This window comes from Streptomyces sp. CA-288835 (assembly GCF_050936385.1).
GTDB lineage: Bacteria > Actinomycetota > Actinomycetes > Streptomycetales > Streptomycetaceae > Streptomyces.
Genome location: NZ_JBNJMW010000002.1, coordinates 1 through 21,131, shown reverse-complemented (window position 1 = coordinate 21,131; position 21,131 = coordinate 1). Strand labels below are relative to the sequence as shown.

26 protein-coding genes and 2 pseudogenes are annotated in these 21,131 nt (G+C 70.3%); 10 read left to right on the top strand and 18 right to left on the bottom strand.

Going from position 1 to position 21,131, the window contains the following annotated elements; all coding sequences use genetic code 11:
* Positions 1 to 117 precede the first annotated feature (117 nt).
* The 6 genes from mftF to mftA are packed head-to-tail and all read right to left on the bottom strand — an operon-like array spanning position 118 to position 5,185.
* Complete coding sequence (gene mftF / locus ACQEVY_RS40980) at positions 118 to 1,512, bottom strand: mycofactocin biosynthesis glycosyltransferase MftF (RefSeq protein ID WP_386350895.1); 1,395 nt, start codon at positions 1,510 to 1,512, stop codon at positions 118 to 120.
* Positions 1,509 to 2,276, bottom strand: coding sequence for a mycofactocin biosynthesis peptidyl-dipeptidase MftE (gene mftE / locus ACQEVY_RS40975; protein ID WP_386350898.1), 768 nt, complete (start codon positions 2,274 to 2,276; stop codon positions 1,509 to 1,511). Before mftE ends, mftF begins: the two co-directional genes overlap by 4 nt.
* Positions 2,273 to 3,475, bottom strand: a complete 1,203-nt coding sequence (mftD, locus tag ACQEVY_RS40970; protein ID WP_328841899.1) for a pre-mycofactocin synthase MftD — start codon at positions 3,473 to 3,475, stop codon at positions 2,273 to 2,275. Before mftD ends, mftE begins: the two co-directional genes overlap by 4 nt.
* A 3-nt stretch (positions 3,476 to 3,478) precedes the next feature.
* Positions 3,479 to 4,732 carry a mycofactocin radical SAM maturase gene (mftC, locus tag ACQEVY_RS40965; protein ID WP_053744072.1) on the bottom strand — a complete coding sequence of 418 codons (1,254 nt, stop codon included), beginning with the start codon at positions 4,730 to 4,732 and terminating at the stop codon, positions 3,479 to 3,481.
* Positions 4,729 to 5,010, bottom strand: a complete 282-nt coding sequence (gene mftB, locus ACQEVY_RS40960) for a mycofactocin biosynthesis chaperone MftB (protein ID WP_229878600.1) — start codon at positions 5,008 to 5,010, stop codon at positions 4,729 to 4,731. The genes mftC and mftB overlap by 4 nt, the downstream gene beginning before the upstream one ends.
* Before the next feature lie 25 nt (positions 5,011 to 5,035).
* Positions 5,036 to 5,185 (bottom strand): mycofactocin precursor MftA, encoded by a 150-nt coding sequence (gene mftA, locus ACQEVY_RS40955; protein ID WP_063783570.1) that lies wholly within the window; start codon positions 5,183 to 5,185, stop codon positions 5,036 to 5,038.
* Positions 5,186 to 5,298: 113 nt separating this feature from the next.
* On the opposite strand from mftA, the gene mftG reads away from it, so the two are divergent.
* A complete protein-coding gene (gene mftG / locus ACQEVY_RS40950; RefSeq protein ID WP_386350902.1) occupies positions 5,299 to 6,861 on the top strand; it encodes a mycofactocin dehydrogenase MftG in 1,563 nt (520 codons plus the stop codon).
* An 11-nt stretch (positions 6,862 to 6,872) separates the two neighbouring features.
* On the opposite strand, the gene mftR is transcribed toward mftG, so the two are convergent.
* The 3 genes from mftR to ACQEVY_RS40935 all read right to left on the bottom strand — a co-directional run bounded on the left by mftR (position 6,873) and on the right by ACQEVY_RS40935 (position 8,272).
* Complete coding sequence (gene mftR, locus ACQEVY_RS40945) at positions 6,873 to 7,529, bottom strand: mycofactocin system transcriptional regulator (protein ID WP_053744074.1); 657 nt, start codon at positions 7,527 to 7,529, stop codon at positions 6,873 to 6,875.
* Between the two features lie 125 nt (positions 7,530 to 7,654).
* Complete coding sequence (locus tag ACQEVY_RS40940; protein ID WP_190153745.1) at positions 7,655 to 7,993, bottom strand: hypothetical protein; 339 nt, start codon at positions 7,991 to 7,993, stop codon at positions 7,655 to 7,657.
* A 27-nt stretch (positions 7,994 to 8,020) separates the two neighbouring features.
* Complete coding sequence (locus ACQEVY_RS40935) at positions 8,021 to 8,272, bottom strand: hypothetical protein (RefSeq protein ID WP_190153746.1); 252 nt, start codon at positions 8,270 to 8,272, stop codon at positions 8,021 to 8,023.
* Between the two features lie 171 nt (positions 8,273 to 8,443).
* Here ACQEVY_RS40935 and ACQEVY_RS40930 point away from each other — a divergent pair, with 171 nt between their 5' ends.
* A complete protein-coding gene (locus ACQEVY_RS40930; protein WP_432955703.1) occupies positions 8,444 to 8,734 on the top strand; it encodes a putative quinol monooxygenase in 291 nt (96 codons plus the stop codon).
* On the opposite strand, the gene ACQEVY_RS40925 is transcribed toward ACQEVY_RS40930, so the two are convergent.
* A complete protein-coding gene (locus tag ACQEVY_RS40925) occupies positions 8,700 to 9,392 on the bottom strand; it encodes a TetR/AcrR family transcriptional regulator (RefSeq protein ID WP_432955701.1) in 693 nt (230 codons plus the stop codon). The genes ACQEVY_RS40930 and ACQEVY_RS40925 overlap by 35 nt on opposite strands.
* 150 nt (positions 9,393 to 9,542) lie before the next feature.
* Here ACQEVY_RS40925 and ACQEVY_RS40920 point away from each other — a divergent pair, with 150 nt between their 5' ends.
* Both ACQEVY_RS40920 and ACQEVY_RS40915 read left to right on the top strand, forming a co-directional pair.
* Entirely contained in the window at positions 9,543 to 10,214 is a 672-nt protein-coding gene (locus tag ACQEVY_RS40920) for an SDR family NAD(P)-dependent oxidoreductase (protein ID WP_386341039.1), read from the top strand.
* 44 nt (positions 10,215 to 10,258) lie between these two features.
* The gene (locus ACQEVY_RS40915) at positions 10,259 to 10,726 is read left to right on the top strand and encodes a hypothetical protein (RefSeq protein ID WP_386341041.1); all 468 of its coding nucleotides are present in this window, start codon (positions 10,259 to 10,261) and stop codon (positions 10,724 to 10,726) included.
* A gap of 259 nt (positions 10,727 to 10,985) precedes the next feature.
* Here ACQEVY_RS40915 and ACQEVY_RS40910 read toward each other — a convergent pair whose 3' ends face one another.
* Genes ACQEVY_RS40910 through ACQEVY_RS40900 form a run of 3 tightly spaced genes read right to left on the bottom strand, consistent with a single transcriptional unit; the run spans position 10,986 to position 11,957 of the window.
* The gene (locus ACQEVY_RS40910) at positions 10,986 to 11,480 is read right to left on the bottom strand and encodes a hypothetical protein (protein WP_266529933.1); all 495 of its coding nucleotides are present in this window, start codon (positions 11,478 to 11,480) and stop codon (positions 10,986 to 10,988) included.
* 59 nt (positions 11,481 to 11,539) lie between these two features.
* The gene (locus tag ACQEVY_RS40905) at positions 11,540 to 11,827 is read right to left on the bottom strand and encodes a hypothetical protein (RefSeq protein ID WP_386341043.1); all 288 of its coding nucleotides are present in this window, start codon (positions 11,825 to 11,827) and stop codon (positions 11,540 to 11,542) included.
* A gap of 4 nt (positions 11,828 to 11,831) precedes the next feature.
* Positions 11,832 to 11,957, bottom strand: coding sequence for a hypothetical protein (locus ACQEVY_RS40900; protein WP_266529939.1), 126 nt, complete (start codon positions 11,955 to 11,957; stop codon positions 11,832 to 11,834).
* A 226-nt stretch (positions 11,958 to 12,183) separates the two neighbouring features.
* On the opposite strand from ACQEVY_RS40900, the pseudogene ACQEVY_RS40895 reads away from it, so the two are divergent.
* A pseudogene (locus tag ACQEVY_RS40895) lies at positions 12,184 to 12,531 on the top strand (GNAT family N-acetyltransferase); the annotation flags it as partial.
* Positions 12,532 to 13,081: 550 nt separating this feature from the next.
* Here ACQEVY_RS40895 and ACQEVY_RS40890 read toward each other — a convergent pair.
* Positions 13,082 to 13,594: an RRQRL motif-containing zinc-binding protein gene (locus ACQEVY_RS40890; protein ID WP_386341055.1), complete on the bottom strand. Its 513-nt coding sequence runs from the start codon at positions 13,592 to 13,594 to the stop codon at positions 13,082 to 13,084.
* A gap of 32 nt (positions 13,595 to 13,626) precedes the next feature.
* On the opposite strand from ACQEVY_RS40890, the gene ACQEVY_RS40885 reads away from it, so the two are divergent.
* Positions 13,627 to 14,046 (top strand): hypothetical protein, encoded by a 420-nt coding sequence (locus ACQEVY_RS40885; RefSeq protein WP_229878795.1) that lies wholly within the window; start codon positions 13,627 to 13,629, stop codon positions 14,044 to 14,046.
* A gap of 199 nt (positions 14,047 to 14,245) precedes the next feature.
* On the opposite strand, the pseudogene ACQEVY_RS40880 reads toward ACQEVY_RS40885, so the two are convergent.
* Positions 14,246 to 14,509, bottom strand: a pseudogene (locus ACQEVY_RS40880) (helix-turn-helix domain-containing protein); the annotation flags it as partial.
* A gap of 217 nt (positions 14,510 to 14,726) precedes the next feature.
* Here ACQEVY_RS40880 and ACQEVY_RS40875 point away from each other — a divergent pair.
* The 3 genes from ACQEVY_RS40875 to ACQEVY_RS40865 all read left to right on the top strand — a co-directional run bounded on the left by ACQEVY_RS40875 (position 14,727) and on the right by ACQEVY_RS40865 (position 15,580).
* Positions 14,727 to 14,876 carry a hypothetical protein gene (locus ACQEVY_RS40875; RefSeq protein ID WP_386341046.1) on the top strand — a complete coding sequence of 50 codons (150 nt, stop codon included), beginning with the start codon at positions 14,727 to 14,729 and terminating at the stop codon, positions 14,874 to 14,876.
* Between the two features lie 78 nt (positions 14,877 to 14,954).
* On the top strand, positions 14,955 to 15,209 hold the full coding sequence (locus ACQEVY_RS40870; RefSeq protein ID WP_101408647.1) for a hypothetical protein: 255 nt from the start codon (positions 14,955 to 14,957) through the stop codon (positions 15,207 to 15,209).
* Positions 15,206 to 15,580 carry a PIN domain-containing protein gene (locus ACQEVY_RS40865; protein WP_190154525.1) on the top strand — a complete coding sequence of 125 codons (375 nt, stop codon included), beginning with the start codon at positions 15,206 to 15,208 and terminating at the stop codon, positions 15,578 to 15,580. The genes ACQEVY_RS40870 and ACQEVY_RS40865 overlap by 4 nt, the downstream gene beginning before the upstream one ends.
* Here ACQEVY_RS40865 and ACQEVY_RS40860 read toward each other — a convergent pair.
* Positions 15,558 to 16,094, bottom strand: coding sequence for a hypothetical protein (locus ACQEVY_RS40860; protein WP_308435465.1), 537 nt, complete (start codon positions 16,092 to 16,094; stop codon positions 15,558 to 15,560). The two genes, ACQEVY_RS40865 and ACQEVY_RS40860, sit on opposite strands and share 23 nt — an antisense overlap.
* 128 nt (positions 16,095 to 16,222) lie before the next feature.
* Here ACQEVY_RS40860 and ACQEVY_RS40855 point away from each other — a divergent pair, with 128 nt between their 5' ends.
* On the top strand, positions 16,223 to 16,855 hold the full coding sequence (locus tag ACQEVY_RS40855) for an ETEC_3214 domain-containing protein (protein ID WP_386341049.1): 633 nt from the start codon (positions 16,223 to 16,225) through the stop codon (positions 16,853 to 16,855).
* A gap of 263 nt (positions 16,856 to 17,118) precedes the next feature.
* On the opposite strand, the gene ACQEVY_RS40850 is transcribed toward ACQEVY_RS40855, so the two are convergent.
* Both ACQEVY_RS40850 and ACQEVY_RS40845 read right to left on the bottom strand, forming a co-directional pair.
* Entirely contained in the window at positions 17,119 to 18,063 is a 945-nt protein-coding gene (locus ACQEVY_RS40850) for a hypothetical protein (RefSeq protein ID WP_432955697.1), read from the bottom strand.
* 82 nt (positions 18,064 to 18,145) lie between these two features.
* On the bottom strand, positions 18,146 to 20,590 hold the full coding sequence (locus tag ACQEVY_RS40845; RefSeq protein ID WP_386341053.1) for a DEAD/DEAH box helicase: 2,445 nt from the start codon (positions 20,588 to 20,590) through the stop codon (positions 18,146 to 18,148).
* Positions 20,591 to 21,131: the final 541 nt, after the last annotated feature.

Genomic DNA, 21,131 nt, shown 5'->3' with positions numbered 1-21,131 from the left:
CCCGTATCCGTGCAACGCTTTTACTGTTGCAAGTCCCGTGATGCTTACGGTAACGACTCCAGTCGTCGGTCACAATGGAGGGGACGACTGTTTCGCCGGGCGGGAAAACGGTGACGGTCACCGCGGCTGCCGCAGCCGAGGCCGCAGAGCCGCAGTGGAGCGTCCCTTGATGGCGGACCACCACACACCAGCGCCGTAGGCGAGGTCGTCGAGGCGGCGTGCGATGCCGTACCTCAGTGGATCCACAGCGGCGCCCTGGTGCAGATATTCCAGAGCGACGTCGGCCACCGCGGCCAGCGCGGTGGCCCGGCGTGCCCGGCGGGAGATCGTGCAGCCGGCCACCGTGAGGGGCCACCAGTGCCGGGTCAGCAGCGCGGACGTCTGGGCGAGCGCGCCGAGCGCGCCCATGGCCGTCAGTGAGGAGGCCAGCCGTACCGGGTGCTCCGTGCCGTCCAGTTTCCGGCAGACGCGCAGGACGGTCGTCGCGCCGACGGCGCCGGCCACCGGGAGCGACCAACGGCGTTGGGCGACAAGGGCGAGGACGAAGGCGCCGCTCCAGGGGGCGAGGACCGCGGGCGCGATGAACTCGGGGTGTCGTTCGGCGAGCGGGTGCGCTCCCGTCCCGTAGGCGGCCTTGCGTCGAAACCAGTCCCCGAGGCGGCCGCGGTGCTCGTGGGCGGCGTGGACCGAGGGCTCGTAGCGCACCCGCCGGCCGCTCTTGATGGCGCGCCAGCAGATGTCGACGTCCTCGCCGATTCTCAGCCGCTCGTCGAAGCCCTCGTCCAGGGCGTCGACGCGTGCGACGGCGCAGGCCGTGGAGGCCCAGGAGACGGGTGTCCCGGGGCGTACCAGGGCGGGACGGCTGCCCAGGTCGAGTGAGGAGCGTGTGCGCTCGTACCGTCCGATCCAGGTCGAGGAGCCGGGCGTTTCGAGAGCGGTGACACGGGGGACGGCCAGGGCGACCCGGGGATCGGAGAAGTGCCGCAGCAGTGTCGGCACCGTGTCCTTGGGCAGGACGACGTCGGAGTCGACGAAGACCACATACGGCGTGCCGACCAGGCGAAGGCCCGCGTTCCGGGCTCCGGCGGGACCGACGTTGACCCTCAGGGGGACGAAGCGCGCGCCATACCGCGCGGCGGCCGCCTCGACCGGAGCGCGGTGAGTCGACGCGTCGTCGACCACGATCACCGGGGTGTCCGGCCCGATGCTCGTGAGCAGGCGGTCGAGCTCGCGCGGACGGTCGCGGACGGGGACGACGACCGTGTACCGGGGGTCGTCGGGCAGGGGGAGGGCGCGGACGACCGGGTGCGCCAGCCCCGCCTCCAGGAGCCGGTCCGCCAGGAGGGCGCCCGCCCGGTCCCGTACGTGGACCGTACGATCGGTCAGCAGTGGACGTGCCCGCCGGGTCAGGCGCAGCAGCCGCAGAGGGGAACCACCGAGGAGGGTGCGGCCGCCGTCCAGGACGCGGGTGTCACGATCGAGCGCCACGACGAATCCGAGGGGCAGCGTCATCTCCCTGCCGCCTTCGTGCCAGGTCGGTCCCGTGCCGCGGGGTCCAGGAGGCGGCCGCGCTCGTCCGTCGTTGCGGCAGTGATCAGGCCGACGAGCCGGGACACCATGGTCCGCACATGCCGGCGGCCCTCCTCGGCCGATGCGCCGGCCGGGTCGCCGAGCACGCCCGACGGCGAGACGGCTTTGACGCCGTGGGCCGTCAGCAGAGGCATCAGGACATCCAGCGGGCGGGTGTCGCCGGCGACGGCCTCGAGGATCCGTACCTCATCAGGGGCGAGATACAGCATGACCGAGGTCTCGGTCCGGCCGGCGTGCGCGTCGCCTCCCGTGATGCCGCACCCGGCCCAGGCGACGGCGTGCCCCTCGGCGCGCAGGGCGCCCAGGGCCGCGTCCAGGGTGGCGGTGTTGCCGCCGTGGCCGTTGACGAAGACGACGCGCCCGGCCCACAACGACAGTGAGCGCACGGTTTCGACGATCACGGCGTGCAGGGCCTCGTGTCCGATGGAGACGGTGCCGGGGAAGCCGGCGTGCTCGCCGCTGGCGCCGTAGGCGAGCGTGGGCGCCACCAGGGGCGGCGGGGTGAGACGGGCGGAGAGTTCCTCGGCGGCACGACCGGCTACCGACTCGGCGATGACGCTGTCGGTGTTCAGCGGCAGATGCGGCCCGTGCTGCTCGGTCGAGCCGATCGGCACCAGGACCAGACTCTTGGCGGAAACGGTGGGCCAGGCCCGGTGCGCGAGCCGGACGTGCCGTGCCGTCGTCATCCGGCGACCGGGGCGGGGACACTCGTGCCGCCGAGGGTCAGGGCGAACCCGGGAGGAATCACCAGGTCGTCGGGGGACAGCTCGTGGACGGACGAGCGGCCCAGACCCAGCACCGCGGAATCGAGGCCGCCGCGCAGGATGTCCAGCACGTTCTCGACACCGGCCTGGCCGTTCGCCGCCAGGCCCCACAGGTACGCGCGCCCGACCAGGACGGCCCGGGCGCCGAGCGCCAGCGCCTTGGCCACGTCGCTGCCGCGCCGGACGCCGCCGTCGAGCAGGACTTCGATGTCATCGCCGACGGCGTCCACGACGGAGGGGAGCACCCGGACGGTGGCGGGGGTGGTGTCGAGGTTGTTGCCGCCGTGGTTGGACACCGAGATCGCCGTCACCCCGGCGTCGACGGCCCGTTTGGCGTCGTCCACCCGGGTCACGCCCTTGAGCAGGAAGGGCCCGCCCCACTCCTTGCGGAGCCAGGCGACGTCCTCCCAGGTGGGCGGGGTGGTCTGCATCCACTCGCCGTAGGCGCCGAAGAAGGTGGGTGCTTCGCCGCCCGGGGGGCGGAGGTTGGGGACCGTGAGGTCGGGAAGCCGGCCGGAGCGCAGATACGTCCACAGCCACCGGGGGCGGGGCAGCACGTCGGGAGCGAACTTCGCCATGGTCCTCACGTCGAGCTTGTCGGGGATCTGCGGGCTTCCCCAGTCGCGGCCGTGGGAGAAGGACCAGTCGAGGGTGGCGATGAGCGCCTTGGCGCCCGCGGACCTGGCCCTGTCCATACGCTGCACCATGCTGTCCCGGGTGCCGCTCCAGTACAGCTGGAAGAAGGTGTCGGGGTTGGCCGCGACGACCTCCTCCACCGGTTTGCTCGCGAAGGAGCTCAGCCCCATGATGACGCCCCGGTTCGCCGCGGCCCGCGCCACGGCGACCTCTCCTTCCGGGTGCACGGCCTGCACACCGGTGGGAGAGATCAGCACGGGGAACGCCGTCTCGACGCCGAGGACGGTCGTGGTCAGGTCGCGTTCGGCATGATGGCCCACGACGTGCGGGGCGAAGCCGAGGTCGACGAAGGCCGCGGCGTTGTCGTCGATCGTACGGCCGTGCTCGGAGCCGGCGACGAGTGCTCCGTAGACGCTGCTGGGCAGGCGTTTCCTCGCCCGGCGCTGGGCCTCGGCGACCGTCTCGAACCAGGGGTTCTGGGGCATGCGTCAACTCTTCTCGTGCTGGGGTGACGGAGTCCGGGCGAGCCGCAGCCCGGCCAAGGGGTCCTGGGCGCAGTCGCTGACGGGAGGGCGTTCCAGGTCCGCGCGGCGGGCCGGCAGCGGCAGGTCCACCGGCCGTCGCCGGGAGTGGTCCTGGGAGGGGCGCGGCAGGTGGGCCCGGTCCGCCGGGCGTTCGGCCAGCAGATCCTCGCCGTAGCCCTGGACGCATTCGGGGTCGGGGCCGTCCAGCGGCAGCCCGGTGAAGAACTTGGCGGCCATGCAGCCGCCCTTGCACGTGTCGTAGAACCCGCAGGAGGCGCAGGCTCCGCCGGTCTGAGGCGAACGCAGGTCGCGGAACAGCGCGGACTCCCGCCACACCCCGGTGAAGCCGCCGGGATCGCGCACGTTCCCGGCAAGGAACTCGTCGTGGATCGCGAAGGGGCACGCGTACACGTCCCCGACCGGGTCGACCAGGCACACCACCCGGCCGGCGCCGCACAGGTTGAGGCCGGGCAGCGCCTGACCGTAGGCGGATAGGTGGAAGAACGAGTCACCGGTCAGCACCGACTCGCCGTGTGCCAGCAGCCAGTCGTACAGCTGGCGCTGCTGCTCCCGGGCCGGGCGCAGGTCGTCCCAGACATCGGCGCCGCGGCCGGACGGGCGCAGCCGGGTGAGCCGCAACTGGGCGCCGTAGCGGTCGGCGAGTGCCTTGAAGGCGTCCATCTGGGGGATGTTGTGCCGGGTGCACACGACGGAGAGCTTGAAGTTCTTCATCCCGGCCGCGGCGAGGTTCTCCATGGCCCGAAGCGCGGTGGCGTACGAACCGGCCCCGCGCACCGCGTCGTTGACCTCCGCGGTCGCCCCGTCGAGGGAGATCTGCACGTCCACGTAGTCGTTGCGGGCCAGCCGGCGGGCCGCCTCGGGGGTGATGCGGACGCCGTTGGTGGAGAACTTCACGCCGACGTGGTGGCTGGTGGCGTAGTCCAGGAGGTCCCAGAAGTCAGGGCGGACGGTGGGTTCGCCGCCGCCGATGTTGACATAGAAGACCTGCATGGCCTCCAGCTCGTCGATGACGGCCTTCGCCTCGCTCGTGCTCAGCTCGCGCGGGTCGCGCCGTCCGGAACTGGACAGGCAGTGCACGCAGGACAGGTTGCAGGCGTAGGTGAGTTCCCAGGTCAGGCAGATCGGCGCGGCGAGGCCGTACTCGAACAGGTCGACCAGTCGCCGGGTGCTGTGGGCGGGTAGTGCGGGTGAGGTCATGGGGCGGCCCTTTCGATGACCATGGACGACCGGGCCAGGGCGGTCAAGGCCGCGGTGAAGCGGGGGAGTTCGGCGGCGCCGACACCGGCTTGCGCGCAGGCGGCCCGGGCGGTGGGCACGTGCGGCAGGGCCCGCAGGACGGCGAGCAGGCGGAGGTCCTTGACGAACGACAGCCGACGGGTGCCGAAGTGGTACAGCAACGCGCCGAAGGGTTCCGGCCGCACCGAGACCTGCGGATGCAGGTCCCAGGCCCGGTCGATGTCCATGTCGGCGTTCACGGTGGGCACGCTGGTCCCCGCTCGCCTAGTAGACGCCGCACATGCCGTCGATCGAGACCTCCTCGATGAGGTCGTCCTCCTCGATCAGCGACTCGGGGGCCAAACCGTCCCCGGCGCCGGACTCGGCGTCGGGGACGGGGGCGGCCTGCGGGGGGAGGGAGTGGAGCGGGCTCATGCGAACCTCCTCGACGGCCGCGGCGATCCGGTCGACCGGACGGTCCCGGTGCCGCGGGTTCCTGTACCGTGAGGCTAATGGCACCCGGTGTCAAAACGGAAGGGTCGTGCGCCATGCCGAGGAACGCCCCTGGTCGGCGCCCCGATGTCGTCGTGGTGGGGGCCGGTGCCAGCGGTGCCGCGCTGGCGGCGCGGCTGAGCGAGGACCCCGGCCGCTCGGTACTGCTGCTGGAAGCCGGACCGGTGCCGCGTCAACTGTCGGACTTCCCACCGCAGTTGCTGGACGCCCGCCTCGTCCCCGGTGCGCAGGCGGAGTGCGGCGCGGTCTCGCACCACCCGGTCCGCCTCACCCCGGACCGGCCCTACTCGGTACCGCGGGGGCGCGTACTCGGCGGTTCCACCACCGTGAACGGAGGCTACTTCGTACGGGCCCGGCGCGAGGACTTCGCCCGCTGGTCGGCCGCGGGCGGGGCGGACTGGTCGTACGACCGCATGCTGCCGTTGCTTCGCGGCCTGGAGACCGACCTGGACCACGGCGCCGACGCCGTGCACGGAGACCGGGGACCGGTACGGATCCGGCGCACGGACCTGAGCCATCCGGCCGCCGCGGCGTTCGGTGACGCCGCCCGCGAACTGGGCCTGCCGCACGAGCCCGACAAGAATGCGCAGGACGTTCCGGGCTTCGGCCCGGTTCCGACGAACACGGTGGACGGCCTGCGGGTCAACACCGGCATCAGCCATCTCCTGGGCGCCCTCGGCCGGCCCAACCTCACGGTGACGGGCGACTGTCCGGTTCACCGGGTCGTCGTCCGCGAGGGCCGGGCGAGCGGAGTCGTCGTCGAACACGACGGTGGGTTCGAGGTACTGGAGGCCGGCGAGGTCGTGCTCTGCGCGGGAGCCTTCGCCTCCGCGCACCTGCTGCACCGGTCGGGAATCGGCCCGGGTGCGGTGTTGACGCGGGCGGGCATCCCCGTCGTGCTGGACGCCCCCGCGGTCGGAGCGCGGTTCAGCGATCACCCCCAGGTGGTTCTGGAGTGGGCGCCCCACGGTGACGTGGCCGAACCCGTGGGATCCTGGCTCGGAGGCGCCCTGCACGTGTCCTCGTCCGACGGCGCGCACCCGGGCGACCTGGAGATCCTGCAGTCACTCGTCCCGATGGCCGGCCTGACCACCGGACGCACGAGCGTGGCGGGTGCCCCGCTGGCGTTCCTGGTCTCCGTACAGACGCCCCGCACGAGCGGCCGCCTGCGAACGAGGTCGGCGGACGCGGCGGACCCACTGGACATCGACTACGGCTATCTGCGCACGGCCGGCGACCGGCGCCGTATGCGTGAAGCCGTCCGCGTCACCGCGGCCCTGCTCGGCACCGCCGCCTTCGGCGAGGTGGCGTCGGGCCTGGCGGACCCGGACGCCACGACCCTCGACGACGACCGTCGGCTCGACCGCTGGATCCGGGCCGGGCTCGGCACGGCTCAGCACACGTGCGGAACGGTCCCCATGGGGCCGGCGGACGATGCCCGAGCGGCCGTCGACGGCTACGGCAGGCTGTACGGGCTGAGCGGGCTCCGGGTGGCGGACACCTCGATCCTGCCCACGGCTCCGCTGCGTGGCCCGGCGGCCACCGCGGTCCTCATCGGGGAGTTCATGGCCCGTGCGATGCGGTACGGCCCGCACTGACGGGGGCGAGATCAGGAGGCGGCGTCGCCGGGCGGGGGAGGTGCCGCCCGCACCGTGCCGAGGCCCGCGCCCACCTGCTCGATGGTCCGGCCGAGCAGACACGACAGTTCGGTTCCGGGCTCGCTCAGCCAGTGCTCGTACGCCGCCATGGCCGCCGCGAGGAGGGCGTAGCCGGCCAGCCGGGGCACCATGTCCGTCGGGGGCAGGCCCGTGCGTGCCGCGACGAACTCCGTGACGACGGCCCGCCACGAGGCATAGCGGAGGGTCGAATCCGCCTGCAGCGTGGGCACCCGCAGGATGAGCTCCATGCGCTGCCGGTGCCAGGGCACCTCCACGGGATCGAAGCTGTTGAACTCGACGACCGCCTCGCGGAGCGCGTCGACCAGCGGCGCGTCCGTCGAGGTCGCCGCCAGCAGCTCGCGCAGCCTGAGCAGGTGTTCCTCGAAGTCACCCCAGACCAGGTCGTTCTTGGAGGAGAAGTAGCGGAAGAAGGTACGGCGGCCGATGCCCGCGGCCGCGGCGATGTCGTCCACCGTGGTGTCGTCGAAGCCCTGAAGGGCGAACAGCTCGAACCCGATCCGCTCCAGCTCGGCCCGTGAGGTCACGCGCGGCCTTCCGGTCCTGGCCGGCTCGACCGTGACCGTCGCGTCGCCGGGCGGTGACTTCACGGGGACTCCTTCCGGGGAACGGGGCGGTACGGCCGACCCGGAGCGTCGACCACTCCGCCTTCAAACCTACCGGCCTTGGACCGGAACCGCAGAGCCCTTCCTCCTCTGCGGGTGTCCGCTGCGCACTACACATCCGCCCAGGCGCAGAAGTGCGCGCCGGACGCCCCGCCGCCGGGCCGACCGGGACCGCTGGGCCGGCTCGGCGCCTGGACCGCCGGGCACTTCAGGCACGTACTGATCGGCTGGCTGCTCGTGGTGGGTGTGCTCGGTGTCTTCGCTCCGCAGGTCACCTCAGTGCTGTCGGGGGCGGGCTGGCAGTGCAACGGCTCGGAGTCGGTGCGGGTGCGCGAGCTGGCGCAGGAGCACTTCGGCGGGAACGCCTCGTCGGCGATCCAGGTGGTCGTCAGCTCGATGGGGCACAAGGTCACCGACGCGTCCGTGCGGAAGGTGATCGCCGAAGTCACGGGCGGCGGTCCCGTTCGGCGGCCGCGTCAGCCGTCACCCCCGCCGGAGCAGGCGGGCCGGGACCGTCGGGAACTGAGCGCCGACTGCCGGATCGGCGAGGTCGTGCCGCCGCAGCCGGGCGCCGGCGTCAGCCGGGACGGACGGACCGCCGTCGTCCTCGGCGGAGCCGACGCCAACACCGACGACATGAGGACCTCGAGGAACCCCTGCCGTGAACTGTCCTCCTTCGGGACGACCTTGATGGACGGCATCGCGGTCTGCAGGCCGAGCACAGGCACGGCCGGCGCGATCAGCGCGACGAGGGCGTCAGATCGTCGCGGCGTCCGCCGCGGCGGACGCCACAGCCGACACGCTGAAGTCCGCCGACGGCATCGCCGCGGTCAAGGGACACCTCGCCGAGCTCGTCGCGAACGGGACGTTGCGATGAGCTCATCGCCGCCCTGCAGCCCATGTTCGGGCAGGTGGAGAAGGAGCCGGGCACGTTGCTTTGCCTGATGCATGGCAGCAGCGAGGACCCGGACGTGGTCTGGATGTGCGAATGCTTCGCCGACGAGGTGGCCTTCGAGCGCGCCGTGTCGCTGGTGCACGCGGAGGTAACCAAACGCCTCCGCGAACTCTGCGTCGCGGGGACGGAGGCGTACCGGCTCGGCCTGGTCGCCGGGAAGGGGCTCCCGCGGCGCCTTGAGACAACGCACGTCCCGACGGTCAGGCGCCGCAGGCCCCGTTTCCGCCGAGGCTGATCATGGCGCGGTACAGCTGCTCCTCGGTGAGCGGCGGCGCCGGCAGCGGGTGGGCGCGGTCGGTTCGGAAGCCGTCGAGCAGAAGGTAAAGGTGGCGGCGCCAGGCGTCCGGGGCGATGGCGTGGGTGGCCTCGGTGACGCGGCTGTGCGACCAGATGACGAAGGCAAGGTCCTCGGGGGTGAGGTCGGGGCGCAGGCTGCCCTGCTCCTGCGCACGCTCGACGATGTGTACACCGAGTTCGCGGATGCGGGTCTGGGCGCCCGCCAGGCAGGCGCTCTCCGGCAACCGTATGGAGGCCAGGTCGTTGAACCCCCGGTCCTGTGACTGGAGTTCGCACATGGTCTCCAGGAAGTGGCACAGCCCCGCCCAGGCGTCGTCCATGGTGACGGCCTTCTCGGCGGCCTCCCGCCAGAGGGCCAGCTTCTCGGCGAAGGTCGCCTGCACCAGGTCCAGCCGGGTGGGGAAGTGCCGGTACAGCGTGCCGATGGCCACCCCGGCCCGCTTGGCCACCTGCTCCAGGGGTGCCTCCATGCCCTGCTCGGCGAAGCAGGAGCGGGCCGCGGTGAGCAGGGCCTCGCGATTGCGCTGCGCGTCGCGCCGCAGGGGGCGGACAGGGGCCGGGTTCCCGGCGGAGGCGGACGGAGGGTCGATGGCCATGTCACTCAGCCTACCAACCGGAGGGGTGCCTCATATTTCTCTGCTACGATCCAAGAACATGAGGCCGCCCTCGACTTACAGTCCTGACCGCTGTCGTGGCGGGAGGTGCCCCTCATCCGTCCAGCCCGTCCGACCACAGGAGCACCACCCATGCCCGTCATCGCCGTCATCGGGGCAGGCCCAGGCCTGGGCCTGTCCATCGCCCGCCGCTTCGGAAGGGAGGGTTTCCAGGTCGCCCTGGTCTCCCGGACCCAGGACAAGCTCGACGCGCTCGCCGCGCAGCTCGCCGAGGAGGGCATCGAGGCCGCGGGCTTCGCCGCGGACGTGACGCGTCCCGACTCGCTGCAGTCGGCGCTCGCCGCGGTCGCCGACCGGTTCGGGGCCGTCGACGTACTGGAGTACTCGCCCGCCGACCCCACGTTCGCCGGCGCCGCCGCCGTCGACGCCACGGCGCAGGACCTCCACAAGCAGCTCGACTACTACCTGTACGGAGCGGTTGCCGCGGTCCGTCAGGTGCTGCCCGCCATGCTCGAACGCGGCAATGGCACCCTGCTGTTCTCCACAGGCGCCTCCTCGGTCCGACCGTTCGGCGGCGCGTTCGGCAGCATCGGCGTCGCGGCGGCGGCCCTGCGCAACTACGCCATGGCCCTGGGCATCGACCTCGCCGAGCACGGGGTGCACACCGCGCACGTGGCCATCGGAGTATTCATCGGCAGCGGTCCCGGCACCGAGCCCGAGACCATCGCCGAGCACTACTGGGACGCCTACACCAAGCGCGACCAGGCCGAGATCGTCCACACCGTCCCCGGCGGCATCTGGTGAGCACATCCGGCACGCCCGCGGCGAACGCGACCAGGCCACTCTTGGTGAAGATCTTCCGAGCCGTCTTCCGAGCCGCCAACAAGGTCGTACGGCCGCTGCTCGCCTCCCGCTTCCACAAGCCGCTGAGCGGGCGCCTGATGCTGCTCACGTACAAGGGGCACAGGACGGGCCGCGAATTCACGGTCCCCATCGGCTACTTCGACTGGGATCCCGGCACGGTGCTCGCCATGTCCTCCCAGCTCGGCTGGATCCCCAGCATGCGCCAAGGGTCCGCCGTCCGGCTGCGCATCCGGGGCCAGCACCACGGCGCCGTCCCGACGGTCGTCGAGGACCCTGAGGAAGTCGCCGCCCTGCTGGGCGAGTTCGGCCGGCGCAAAGGGCCCAAGGCCGCCAAGGGGCTGATGCTCGGCCTCCCAGGCGACCGGCAGCCCACCGACGACGAGCTGCGCACGGCCGCCGCCAAGACCCGCTTGGTCTGCTTCCGGATGGAGCCCGAGCGGCCGGGCCGGTAGCACTCGACCGGCTGATGCGGTCGACGGAGTTCCCCATCCCAGACACGCATCGCAGTTCCAGGCTTTGGCCAGGTCCGGGCGCGGGGGTGCCGGTGGGCGGGCCGGGCGGATTTCCTGGGCCATGCGGCGGGAGACTTCCGTGAGCAGTGGATCTGCCTGGTCTGCCAGATTGCTTCACTTATTCCTAGTTGTTGAGGGTCGTTCCGGAGGACACGGACCAGGCTTGGGAAACCGGTCAGCGCCGCGACCGCCTCGTGCGTCAGGTGATACTGGTGGGGAGGCTTCGGACGGGGCTGCGCTGGGTGCTGTTGTCGGTGCGCCGGTCCAGCTCGGTGCGGAGTTCGTGGATGACCTGGGCGTAGACGGCGACGTGCTCGCGGAGCGAGCCAGCGGGTCGTCGACGAGCGGCCGTAGCCGCTCGATCTGGACGTGGACGCGTTGCGCTCGTGGCCGAGGAGGTCGTCCGGCGCCGCCCGGCCGGGGCGGTCGACCCGGCGAACGCGGTCGCCAGCCACACCACCAGCTCGCGGGCGATGGGGAAGGCGGCGAAGTTGTAGTCGACCGGCGGGCCGCCGCGCTCCGCAACCGGGCCGCCCGCGTTCGCAGCGACCTCACCGAGCTGACCGAGCGCCGTACCGCCGACGCCGCCCAGCGGGAGGCAGAGGAACGGGTCGTGAGTGTGCGGGACGGCTGCCGCAAAGCGCCGGTTGCGGGCATGATGAGATCTCCGTTCCCCGCCCGTGCGGGCGGACATGGGAGTGGCGCACCCCGAGCTGTCCAGGCATTGGGGGTGCGCCTCTTGCTGTGTGAGCGTCAAAACGGTGGTTCGTCCGGCCAGGGGTCGCGGACGGGCACGAGGCGTATGCGGAGTTCGCGCCGGTCGGCCCAGCAGCCGCATGCCTCCATCTCCGGGTTTGGACCGGCGGCCCACCAGCCGCCGCGTCCGTGGCAGTCGGGACAGTGGCGGCGTGGTCGGGGCAGGAGTTCGATGCGGTGCCGGTCGGCGTACAGCTGCCAGTGGCCGGCCTTGAGCGCGGCGGTGGCTACGGCGAGCGTGACGGGCACGGCGGCCGTCAGGAGCACGGCGGTTCGGGCGCGCACCGGTTCAGGGCCGGTCGAAGGGCTGGACGCTGAAGCGGGTGCCCTTGCCGGAGCTGGTGGGCGTCGCGGTGAGGAAGCCGGGGGCGGCCTGCGCGAGAGAGGCCAGCAGCGCCTTGATCCTGAGTGCCATGGGCTGGGTTCTCCTTCAGCTGCTCGTTGGGTCAGGCAACGAGCTGGTGCGTGGCCGGGGGAGCGATGTACGTGGAGGGGTCCACCGGCGTGCCGTCGAAGCACTCCAGGCAGCACCCGAGTTTTTTGGATACTGGCGGAGAGCACTTGTTTCGTTGCTGCGGTATTCCTGATGCGCTCGCCGGAAGTCCTGTGCGAGAGGGCCTGCTCCCTGTCAAAGTGCTGTGATGCCCACGGTGACGGTGGAGCCTTTCCAGCCGCGGCACGCGGCCGCCGCTGGCCTTGCCGCCTGGTGTGCGGTGTTCCGTGACGGCCAGAGGGATCTGTCCGGTAGCTCGGTCCCGCCATCTGCTCTGGCCGAGCGGCTCCTGGCTGAGGAGCCACCGGCGATGCGCTGGGCCGCCCGCAGCGGTTCTGGCGAGGCGGTCAGCGGGGTCGCGGAGCTGCGGCGGCAGCCGCACCAGCCAGGTACTGGTTTCCTCCGCTTGTTCGTTGCGCCGCGGAGCCGCCGCGGTGGCGTCGGCTCCGCGCTGCTCTTCGAGGCCATGCGGAGTGTCGATGCGTCCGGGATAGACCGGCTGCAAAGCACGGTGCTGGCTGGTCCGCCCGGAGAGTCCTTTGCTCGCGCCGTTCCCGGTTCACGCGTTGTGCTGCGCCTAGAACTTCAAGAACAGCGACTGGACCAGGAGTGGGTGCTGGCTCGCTGCCGGGAACTGGTGGCGTCCCCGCCTTCTGCCTATCGGCTGGTGCACTGGATCGGGCTGGCACCCGAGCAGCTGGCTGCCTCTTTCGGGCGGGTGATGGGCCATGTGCTGGATGCGCCAGGCGCCGTGCTGCAGATGCCGCCCCGGACGTGGAACACCGCCGCCGTACGCGCATGGGAGGCGCAGATGACCACGGGTGGTGACCAGCTTATGGTGAGCACTGCCGTGCACTCGGCCTTTGGCGAGGTAGTCGCTGCCACAGTGGCCACCGTCCCGGCGAGCGGCGGCCCCGTAGCTGACCAGCACGACACCGCCGTGCTACCCGAACATCGACGTCAAGGACTGGCTCGATGGATCAAGGCTGAACAAGCCATCCGGCTCCACGAGCACTTCCGTGGAGTGCGCGCCGTCACCTCGACCGTCAACCGGGAGAATCTGCCCATGACGGCGGTGAAACCGATCGCTGGGATACCGACCGATTCTCGGAAGGCTGCTGGTGGAGGCGCCGGTAAGGGGCAGGCGTCCCAGGCCATGAGAGGCAGATATGGAAACGCCTCCCGCATTCACTGCAGGTCGGGCGAGCAGCCATCGCCCGGTCCAAAGCCCACTCCTGAGCCAGCGTCGGAACGCGCTTGGGCTTCGCCAGATCGACACGGAGCAGGAAGCCCCGTGTGGGATGGGTGCACGACCACTGCGGCCGGTGGGAACACCACTTGCAGCGCAGGATCGCGACCGGGCCGTTGTTGCCGCCGGGGCTGAGGCCCATGTCCCGTAACTGGCGCCGGGTGACCAGCCCTTCGGGGACAGCGCCACGGCCAAACTCGGAAACCAGCGGGTTCGAGGGATCTGGACGGTGCTCCGGCGAGAACCCACTGGGGGTGTGGTGGTCCTGGGAGGGAGTACCGCGCGGGTCCGCCTTTGCCGTCTGGGACAAGATGGGGCCTCCGATCTGGAGGGGGCGTTGGGATGGGTTACGACCTGCAAGCAGTGATCGCTGAAGGGGAGGCGCTGCGGGGTGTGGCGCGGGACCTGCCTGCCGCTCGGCTGGCGTCGATCGGACAGGGCTTGTCGCTGATGCCGATGACGGACGCCCTGTTCGATTCCGTCGCAGACGGGAGCGGCGTAGGCGCGTTGGGGTTCTGGCGGTTGCCAGGAGGGTTCGAGAAGACCCTCGCTGCCTGGTCAGCCGGTGGGCCGGTGGCCTACGTGGAAGCTGAGTACTTCGGCGGCGTGGGCGAGCAGCGGGCTGCCGTGTGGGATGGCGGCACCATCGTGATGGGCCCGCTCGCTCCATGTGGAGGAGGGCCAGCCCTTCCCGCCAGCCGGCAGCCCGATCTCTCAAGCGCTGCGGCGGTTGGGCGTAGTGGCAAGCGCCGGCGAGGATGAGTTCTCAGCTGTGGGGTTGGACCGGCATCGACACGGCGAGGCGTGGATTGACTGACGCGCGACTTCCGATTCCCGCACTCAGCTCGCGGAATCTGCCCGTGAGTCACGGGACTGGCGCCCCTCTCGGTGGAGGCCTCGTCGGCCGGGGTCCAGGAAGGCGTCACAGTCCCGCGCTCGAACCGTCCGGCAGAGCTGTGAGGAGCTCAGCCGGAGCTGTTACAGAGGAATTAGGGTCCAGGCAGGCCAGGCCGATCTCGTTGAACCGATGGATCACGTCGCGGACGGTGTCCTCGTCGGCTTGCAGCAGCCTGGCGATCACGGGCACCCGGTTGCCGCCGGCCGAGGCGAGCAGCATCATCGCGCGCGGGTATCGCACCGAGCTGGTGCTGCCCCGGCGCACGATCTGCTGCAGCTTCAGCCCTTCTTGGTCGGTCAACCTGCGCACACGGACAGGTTCAGCCACCGCACCCCCAAGCTTCGGATCGGACGACACGCCATATCCAACCGCTCCGACCGTCAACCCCGTGACCTTCCTAGTCACAGCACTAGCTCTGTTCAAACGCACCGAGCCGGCCGCCTCGTAGGCCAGCTCCGGGCGGGCCGACCGGGGATGGCGGCGGGGACGTGGTGCGCCGCCGTGCCCGCGACGCTAGGAGACAGAGCCTCCTACGGTTCGCGCCATGACAACAGTGATCTTGATGTACGGCCCGGCGCACGGGCGGACTCTCACGACAGAAGGAGAGGTACTGCGTGAGGCCGGTTGGAGCTACCAGCTGACCGACGACTTGGACGATCGAGGAAGGCGCATCGCCATGGCGTACATGGACTGATAGATCATCCAGGCGGGGGCAGCGCCGTCGACTCGACGACACTGCCCCGGCGGTTCTACCGGCGGTAGAATTCTCGGCATGAGCAAGCCGACGAGCATCAAGACCAGCGAGGAAGTGCGCAACCGGCTGCGTATCCTCGCCGACGAGCGCGGCACCACCATCACCGAGCTGCTGGAAGAGCTCGCCACCCGCGAGCTCACGGAAGCCGAGCGGGAGCAGCGTGCGGTCGAGGCCGCCCGTGAGCTCGGCATTGAGTACACCGAGCAGGTTCAGCAGGTCGGCCAAGATGCCTGGGCGAAGATCCGCGCCCATCAGGGCGGCGCCGCGGCATGAACCTGACGGCCGTCCTGGACCACACGGCTCTGGCAGCCCTGTACCGCGCGGACTCCTTCTTCACGGGCCTCTACATCGAGGCCTCGCGAGGCAGCGGTCGTGTCATCATCCCTTCCCTCTCCGTGCTCGCTGCCGAACGGCAGGTTGCGGGCGCAGGCAAGCACGCGGCATCTCTGCGGTTCGCGGAGAACGTTCCGTTCACCGCAGCTCATGCTGTGGATGCAATGGACTGGAGAAACGTGTACTGGCCGGTGGCCCACGCTGCTGCGATCGCCTGGCACGCGGTGAAGGCGGGAGAGCCGCTCACGGTCCTGTCGCTGGAACCTGAGCTGTACGCGGGTACCGGCATCAGTCCGCTGAACCCCACTTGACCCGCGCCGCCTCGGACGGAGAAGGCCACCGCGGCGCAGGTACTCCTCCAGCTTCACCGGGGTGCTGGGTCTCGCAGTAACGGCGAAGGGCCATGTCGAAGGCGGGCAGTGGGCGGCCCAGTTCGGCCAGCGCCGCACGGATCGTGAGGATGACGTCCTCGAAGGACGTTCCGGCGGAGCGAGCCAGGTCGATGCGTACAGGCAGGATCCGCTGTCCGAACCAGGCGGGCTCACCCCACTGGGCAGGCCGCTGATCGGCCCCGGGGAGCGCTGCCTCCAGCTTGCGGGACAAGGTCGTCCTGCCGATTCCCCCGAGCCCGTGGAACACCATCACGTTGTGACGCTGGCGCTCCAGGTCCTCGACATCGAACGCGGACTCGGTGATCAGACGCAGATGCTCGGACAGTGCGGCCGCGACCAGCTCCCACTGCAGCTGCCGGTTCGTGAACGCCTCCACGGCCTGAAGGCCCCGGTCGTTCGTGCTGAAAAGTGCCCGCAGATCCCGACCTGCCACGTCCCACCCCCAAAAAGATGATCAGCTTGCGAGCTCCAACTTATGCCCGCCGCGCTCCACTTGGGCGGCCGCCTGGCCTTGGGGAGACCGCGGTTCTGCGTGCCAGTGGGGTACGGCATTCTTCAGCGATGAAGTCCGATCCCGAGCCGTGGTACAGCACCACCCTCAACCTCTGGACGCTGGCGGGAGTGCCGGTCGCCAGTTGGACCCTCACCAAGGCACTGACCGAGGGGTGGCGCCGTACCGTCGGCCGCCGGCGCTACGTCACCACCCGTCTCCGCAAGATCGCCCCGGGTGTCCGGCACGACTACGTCGAATCCCTGCTCGGTGAACCGAAGTGGCAGTCGACGAGGCACTGCGCACGGCTCGCCCCGATCGAGCACGAAGAGGCCGATGACAAAGAGCGGAAGGTCGAGCTCACCGTCCGGACCTGGCTTCTGTCGAGGCTCTGCTACCTGGTCACATGGTGTGAGGACGACATCGTGGTCATGTACGGGATCACCACGACCAGCTGGTGGTTCCGGCCCTGGGTGCGGATCCATGAGACGCGGATCCGGCTGGGGAAGAGCACCTTCACGGTTCTCGCCGACAGCGACGTCACCCATCGGGCCTGGCTCGGCAGCCGCCGGTTCGGGTACTTCGAGGAGCATTACTTCGGCAACGTCGGCGGGTACCGATCGTGGTACGTGGGAGTCAACGACTGTGAGTTCCCGATTTCTGTAGGGGGTCTGAAGGATCGTGACCTGGGGTCTCGGTGCTGAGCTGGATTTTCTCGGCGGTCGATGGTGTGGCATCTGACCAGTGGTACCTCTGGCCAGATGTCGTGGATGTCTTGGGAATCCCTATGGGCTTCTTGCTGTTTATGCAGGTCAGAAGGATGAAGGGGTGTGGTTGCGGAGGGGGTGTGCGGTCTGGCGTTGAGTCATCGCCCTGTTCCTGACTGCAGGATGCGCAGCAGGAGAGCGGGGACGGGGACGTCTGTGGCGGTGACGAAGTCGTGTACGGCGTCGGGCAGCTGAAGGCCTTACTGCCGGTGGAGCCGCTGGCGCAGGTTGTGCGCGACGTCCGGGGGCAGGGCGGTGGCCGCGCTGTTGAGGGAGGCGAGCTGGGCGGCCCGGGCATCGGAGGTGTCCGTGCTGGTGATGGCGGCATGCGCCCGGGTGCGTGCTTCCGGGTCACGTTCCAGGCGGCGGATGACGGCTTGAGCGAACGGTGGGTCGATGTCGTTGGTGAAGTGGCTGGAGATCCATGCGCTGTCGCGGGATACCTGATCCACGAAGTCGGCGGTCTCGACGGCTGCGTAGGCCAGCGGGTAGTACACCGACACGTCCACCTCGACGTGTCCGTGCAGGTCGCGCTCGCGCTGGAGGGCCTCCCAGGCGTCGGCGACGGCTGTGTCGTCGGGGAACCCGGCGGCCAGGGCGAGGAACGCGCCGGAGGCGGGGAGCGGGTAACCGCTGCGTCGTGGGCCCAGTTCGGCGTGCAGTGCGCGTTGCACGGTCGCCGGGTCGAGGCCGAGGACCAGGGGGTCGGCCAGGAGCAGGGGTGCGACGTCCCGGCTTCCGTTGTCGCCCGGCCGGAGGTTGTCGATCAGGGTGCGCAGCAGGTGCGCCTCGCCGCGGTGGGTGTGGGTGTACCAGGCGAGCACGGTGTCGTGGGTGAGGAGGTCGGGTTGCTGGTCGACGGCCGTTGCGAGCTCTTGCGCGAGCTGGGGGTGGCGGTCGGCGACCAGCGCAAGGTACTCCCAGGCCGTGTCCGTGGCGGGGGAGAGCATGTCACCGGTGAGGCGTTTGAGGAGGGTGCTGCCGAAGTGGGCGCGTAGGGCTGGCCAGTGGTCGGCGATCTCGCCGAGCACGAGCAGATCGAGGTCGGTGCTGATGAACTCACCCAGGGGCAGCCGGATGGGGCGGCCGTCGTGTTCGACGAGGTCGTCCAGCAGGCCGAGTTGGCCGGTCAGCAGGATGCCCACCCATGCGGCGCGCCGGCGTGCCCAGTTGTCGTACGTCGTCGGAGGTCAGCGCCTCAGCTCGGCGGCCTCCGCACGCGATTCCTCAAACCCACTTCATTCCGACGGCACTGAGCTCCTGCACCCGTTCAGCGGCCAGGCGGTGCTTGCGGGCCCGGCAGTTGGCGATGAACACTCCCAGTGCACGGTCGTCTCCGTCCACGGTTTCCACGTGCTGGCGCGGAACGTTCAGATGTCCTTCCCGCTGGCGATACTGGAGAGCGGCGGCTAGATTGTCGGCCCACATCTGCGCCCGCGTCCGGCTCACGGCTCTCTGCTCGCCTGACGCAGGTCCTGTCTGAGGCTGGTCCGGCGTCAGGCGCAGCACCTCCGTGAGCAGCCACTGCTGCGCGGGCAGCAGACCGTCCCATACGGCAACGGTGCGCTGGGCGCCGGTCCACCGCCCGAGGTCCTCGCCCTGGACGACGAGCTCCCCAGGCCCAGCGGGCAGTTCCCCGCCTCCGTTGACATAGGTGCGGGCGAGGTGGAAGCACCGCTGCCAGGCGATGTCCCAGGCGGGGCACCAAGCGGCGTCGATCTTTTCCAGTTCCCGCCACCGCCGCGTACCGTCACGCTGTCCCGGTGCCAGGCCCTCGGCAGGCCCGTTCTGAGCCGCTCGTTCCCGTCGCGCGGCGGCACGCTGGTCACGCAGCCAGATCCCCACGGGATAGCCTTGCCAGGTTGCCTCGGTGGGGGTGAGGAGGTGCCCGTGTTCCTCCGCCCAGCCGCGCGCGGCGGCCAGGCCCTCGGAGAAGGCCACCTCGAGATGAGACCACACCATCCCGGCCGCATCCAGTTCCCTCACCCGTTCTTTGGCCAGGGTGCCCTGGCGGTAGGCGACGCGCTGCTTGGCGATCCACACCCCAAGCGCGAAACCATCGGGAGCGGTATATCCGTAGGGGACCCGCAGGTGTCCGTGATCGACGGCGTAAGCGATCGCGGCCTGCAGCCCCCGCCGCCAGTACTCGCCCTCGGGCCGCAACACACGTGCCCTGATGAACGCTGCCAGCTGCGCCGGATCACGGGCCGTGGAGAACCGCAGCAGCCCCTGCGCCGCCCCGCTGACCACCCCACCCGCCGTCCTCCCGCCCGCGGCCGAGGCAGCCTGCCGGCTGGGGGACTGAGGGACGGCGAGCTGCTCGACGGCCTCGGTATCGTGAGCCCGCAGCGCGGTCAGCACCTTCACCAGATGCGTGTACGACCGCGAGGCCAGCATCTCGTCCGGCTCCTCACCCGGCTCCAGGAACACCGGAACCACCAGCGAGGCCACCTTGCTCTCTCCGGGCTGCATCCGCAGCGCCCGGCCCACCGCCTGCACCACATCGGGCGTCGAGCCCCGCGCATCCACGAACACCACCGCATCACACGCCGCGGTATCGACCCCCTCGCCGAGCACACGCGCCGACGACAGCACACACAACTCCATCACGGCATCCTGGACCACCCCCGCGGAAAAGGTCTCCAGCACCTGCCGCCGGTGTACCGCCCGATGCTCCCCGCACAGCCAGTCCGCCCACACCGCCTCCGGCTCCGCGAACGATCCCGCATCGGCCTCCCACAGCGCTGCGGCCACCTGTCCCAGCCCGCCCGCGAAAGCCTCCGCCTCACTCGTGCGGTGATGAAACGTCAGCACCCGCCGCAGCCGGTGCTCCGCAGCAGTCTTCAAAACCGCCGTCTGCAAGGCCGCCAACCGCACCCCCCGCACCTCATCCGTGAACGCTTCCGCACCCACCAACCGCACCACCGACAGCTGCGGATCAGCAATATCCACGCAGACCACCTGGTACTGCGCGATCAGCCCCCGCTCGATCGCCTCCGACATCGTCAGCCGGTACACCACCGGCCCGAAGATCTCCTCATCGTCCATCGACGCCACCAGCTGCCCCGCCCCATCGGTGCCCCCCTCCTGCCCGGGGACCTCCCACAACCGCGGAGTCGCCGTCATGTACAACCGCCGCACCGCCGGCAGCCGCCGATCGTCATGCACTACAGCCCACGGTTTCCCCAACACCCCCGCCGTCCGGTGCGCCTCATCCACCACCATCAGATCCCAACGCCCGGCACCGGCCGCATGAGCACGCTCCAGCACCCCCAGACCAGCCGCCGCATACGTGGCGAACACCGTCACCCGGCCCCCACCCGCGAGCCACCCCGCCAACTCACCCGCATCCGTAGTGCACCGCACCCCCACAGCAGCCTTCTCGCGCTCAGAGCACACCCCGAACAACCGACCACCACGCCCACCAGCACGCCATACACCCACCATCTGACCCAGCAGGTCGAGCGTGGGCACCAGAACCAACACCCGTTCGGCACGGAGCCCCTGCGCCGTAAAAACCGCGATCAGGCTCTTGCCAGCTCCCGGAGGCGCAATCACCTGCGCACGCACCGCCGCGTCCGCGAGCTCTCCGCTCACCGAAGACCCGAGCGCGCGGACCACCGCGTCAACTGCCTCGACCTGATGAGGACGGAGCCGCTGCTTCCTCGGCATGAGATCCCGCCTTTCGATCTACGGGGGCAGTGAGCCCTCAGGGTAGAGTCTCTACAGAGAAATTATGATGCAAGACCTCAAGATGCGAGGCCATCACACGCTACAACCGAGCGTGCCTCATACATGACAGCCCCTGCACCTGAACCCCGAAGACCCCCATCCCGCCACCAGCAGTATGGGACAATAGACACTCAAAAGTGACGGACCGTCAGGAATGCGTGACGATCCGTCAAGTACCTGGGAAGGAAAGAAGACAGGCACCGCACGCCGCGCCTTTGCAGCCAGCCAGGCTCGCGCCAGCGAGCCTTTTAGCAGGCTCGAAGAGCCTGCCTCAAGCAGGGGAGCGAAGCGGACCTGCGTCGAGGCGCGAAGCGGCTCGACCGGCGGCTTGCCGCCGTAACAGGACCGCAACGCGGGCCTGTTACATGTCAGTTGAAGCGAAGCGGAGACTGACAGGCGTGGCTTGCCACGCCTGCGCCCGCGGAGCGGGCGCCCAGCCGGCGCAACGCGCCGGCTTTCGCTGTCCAGCGCGCAGCGCTGG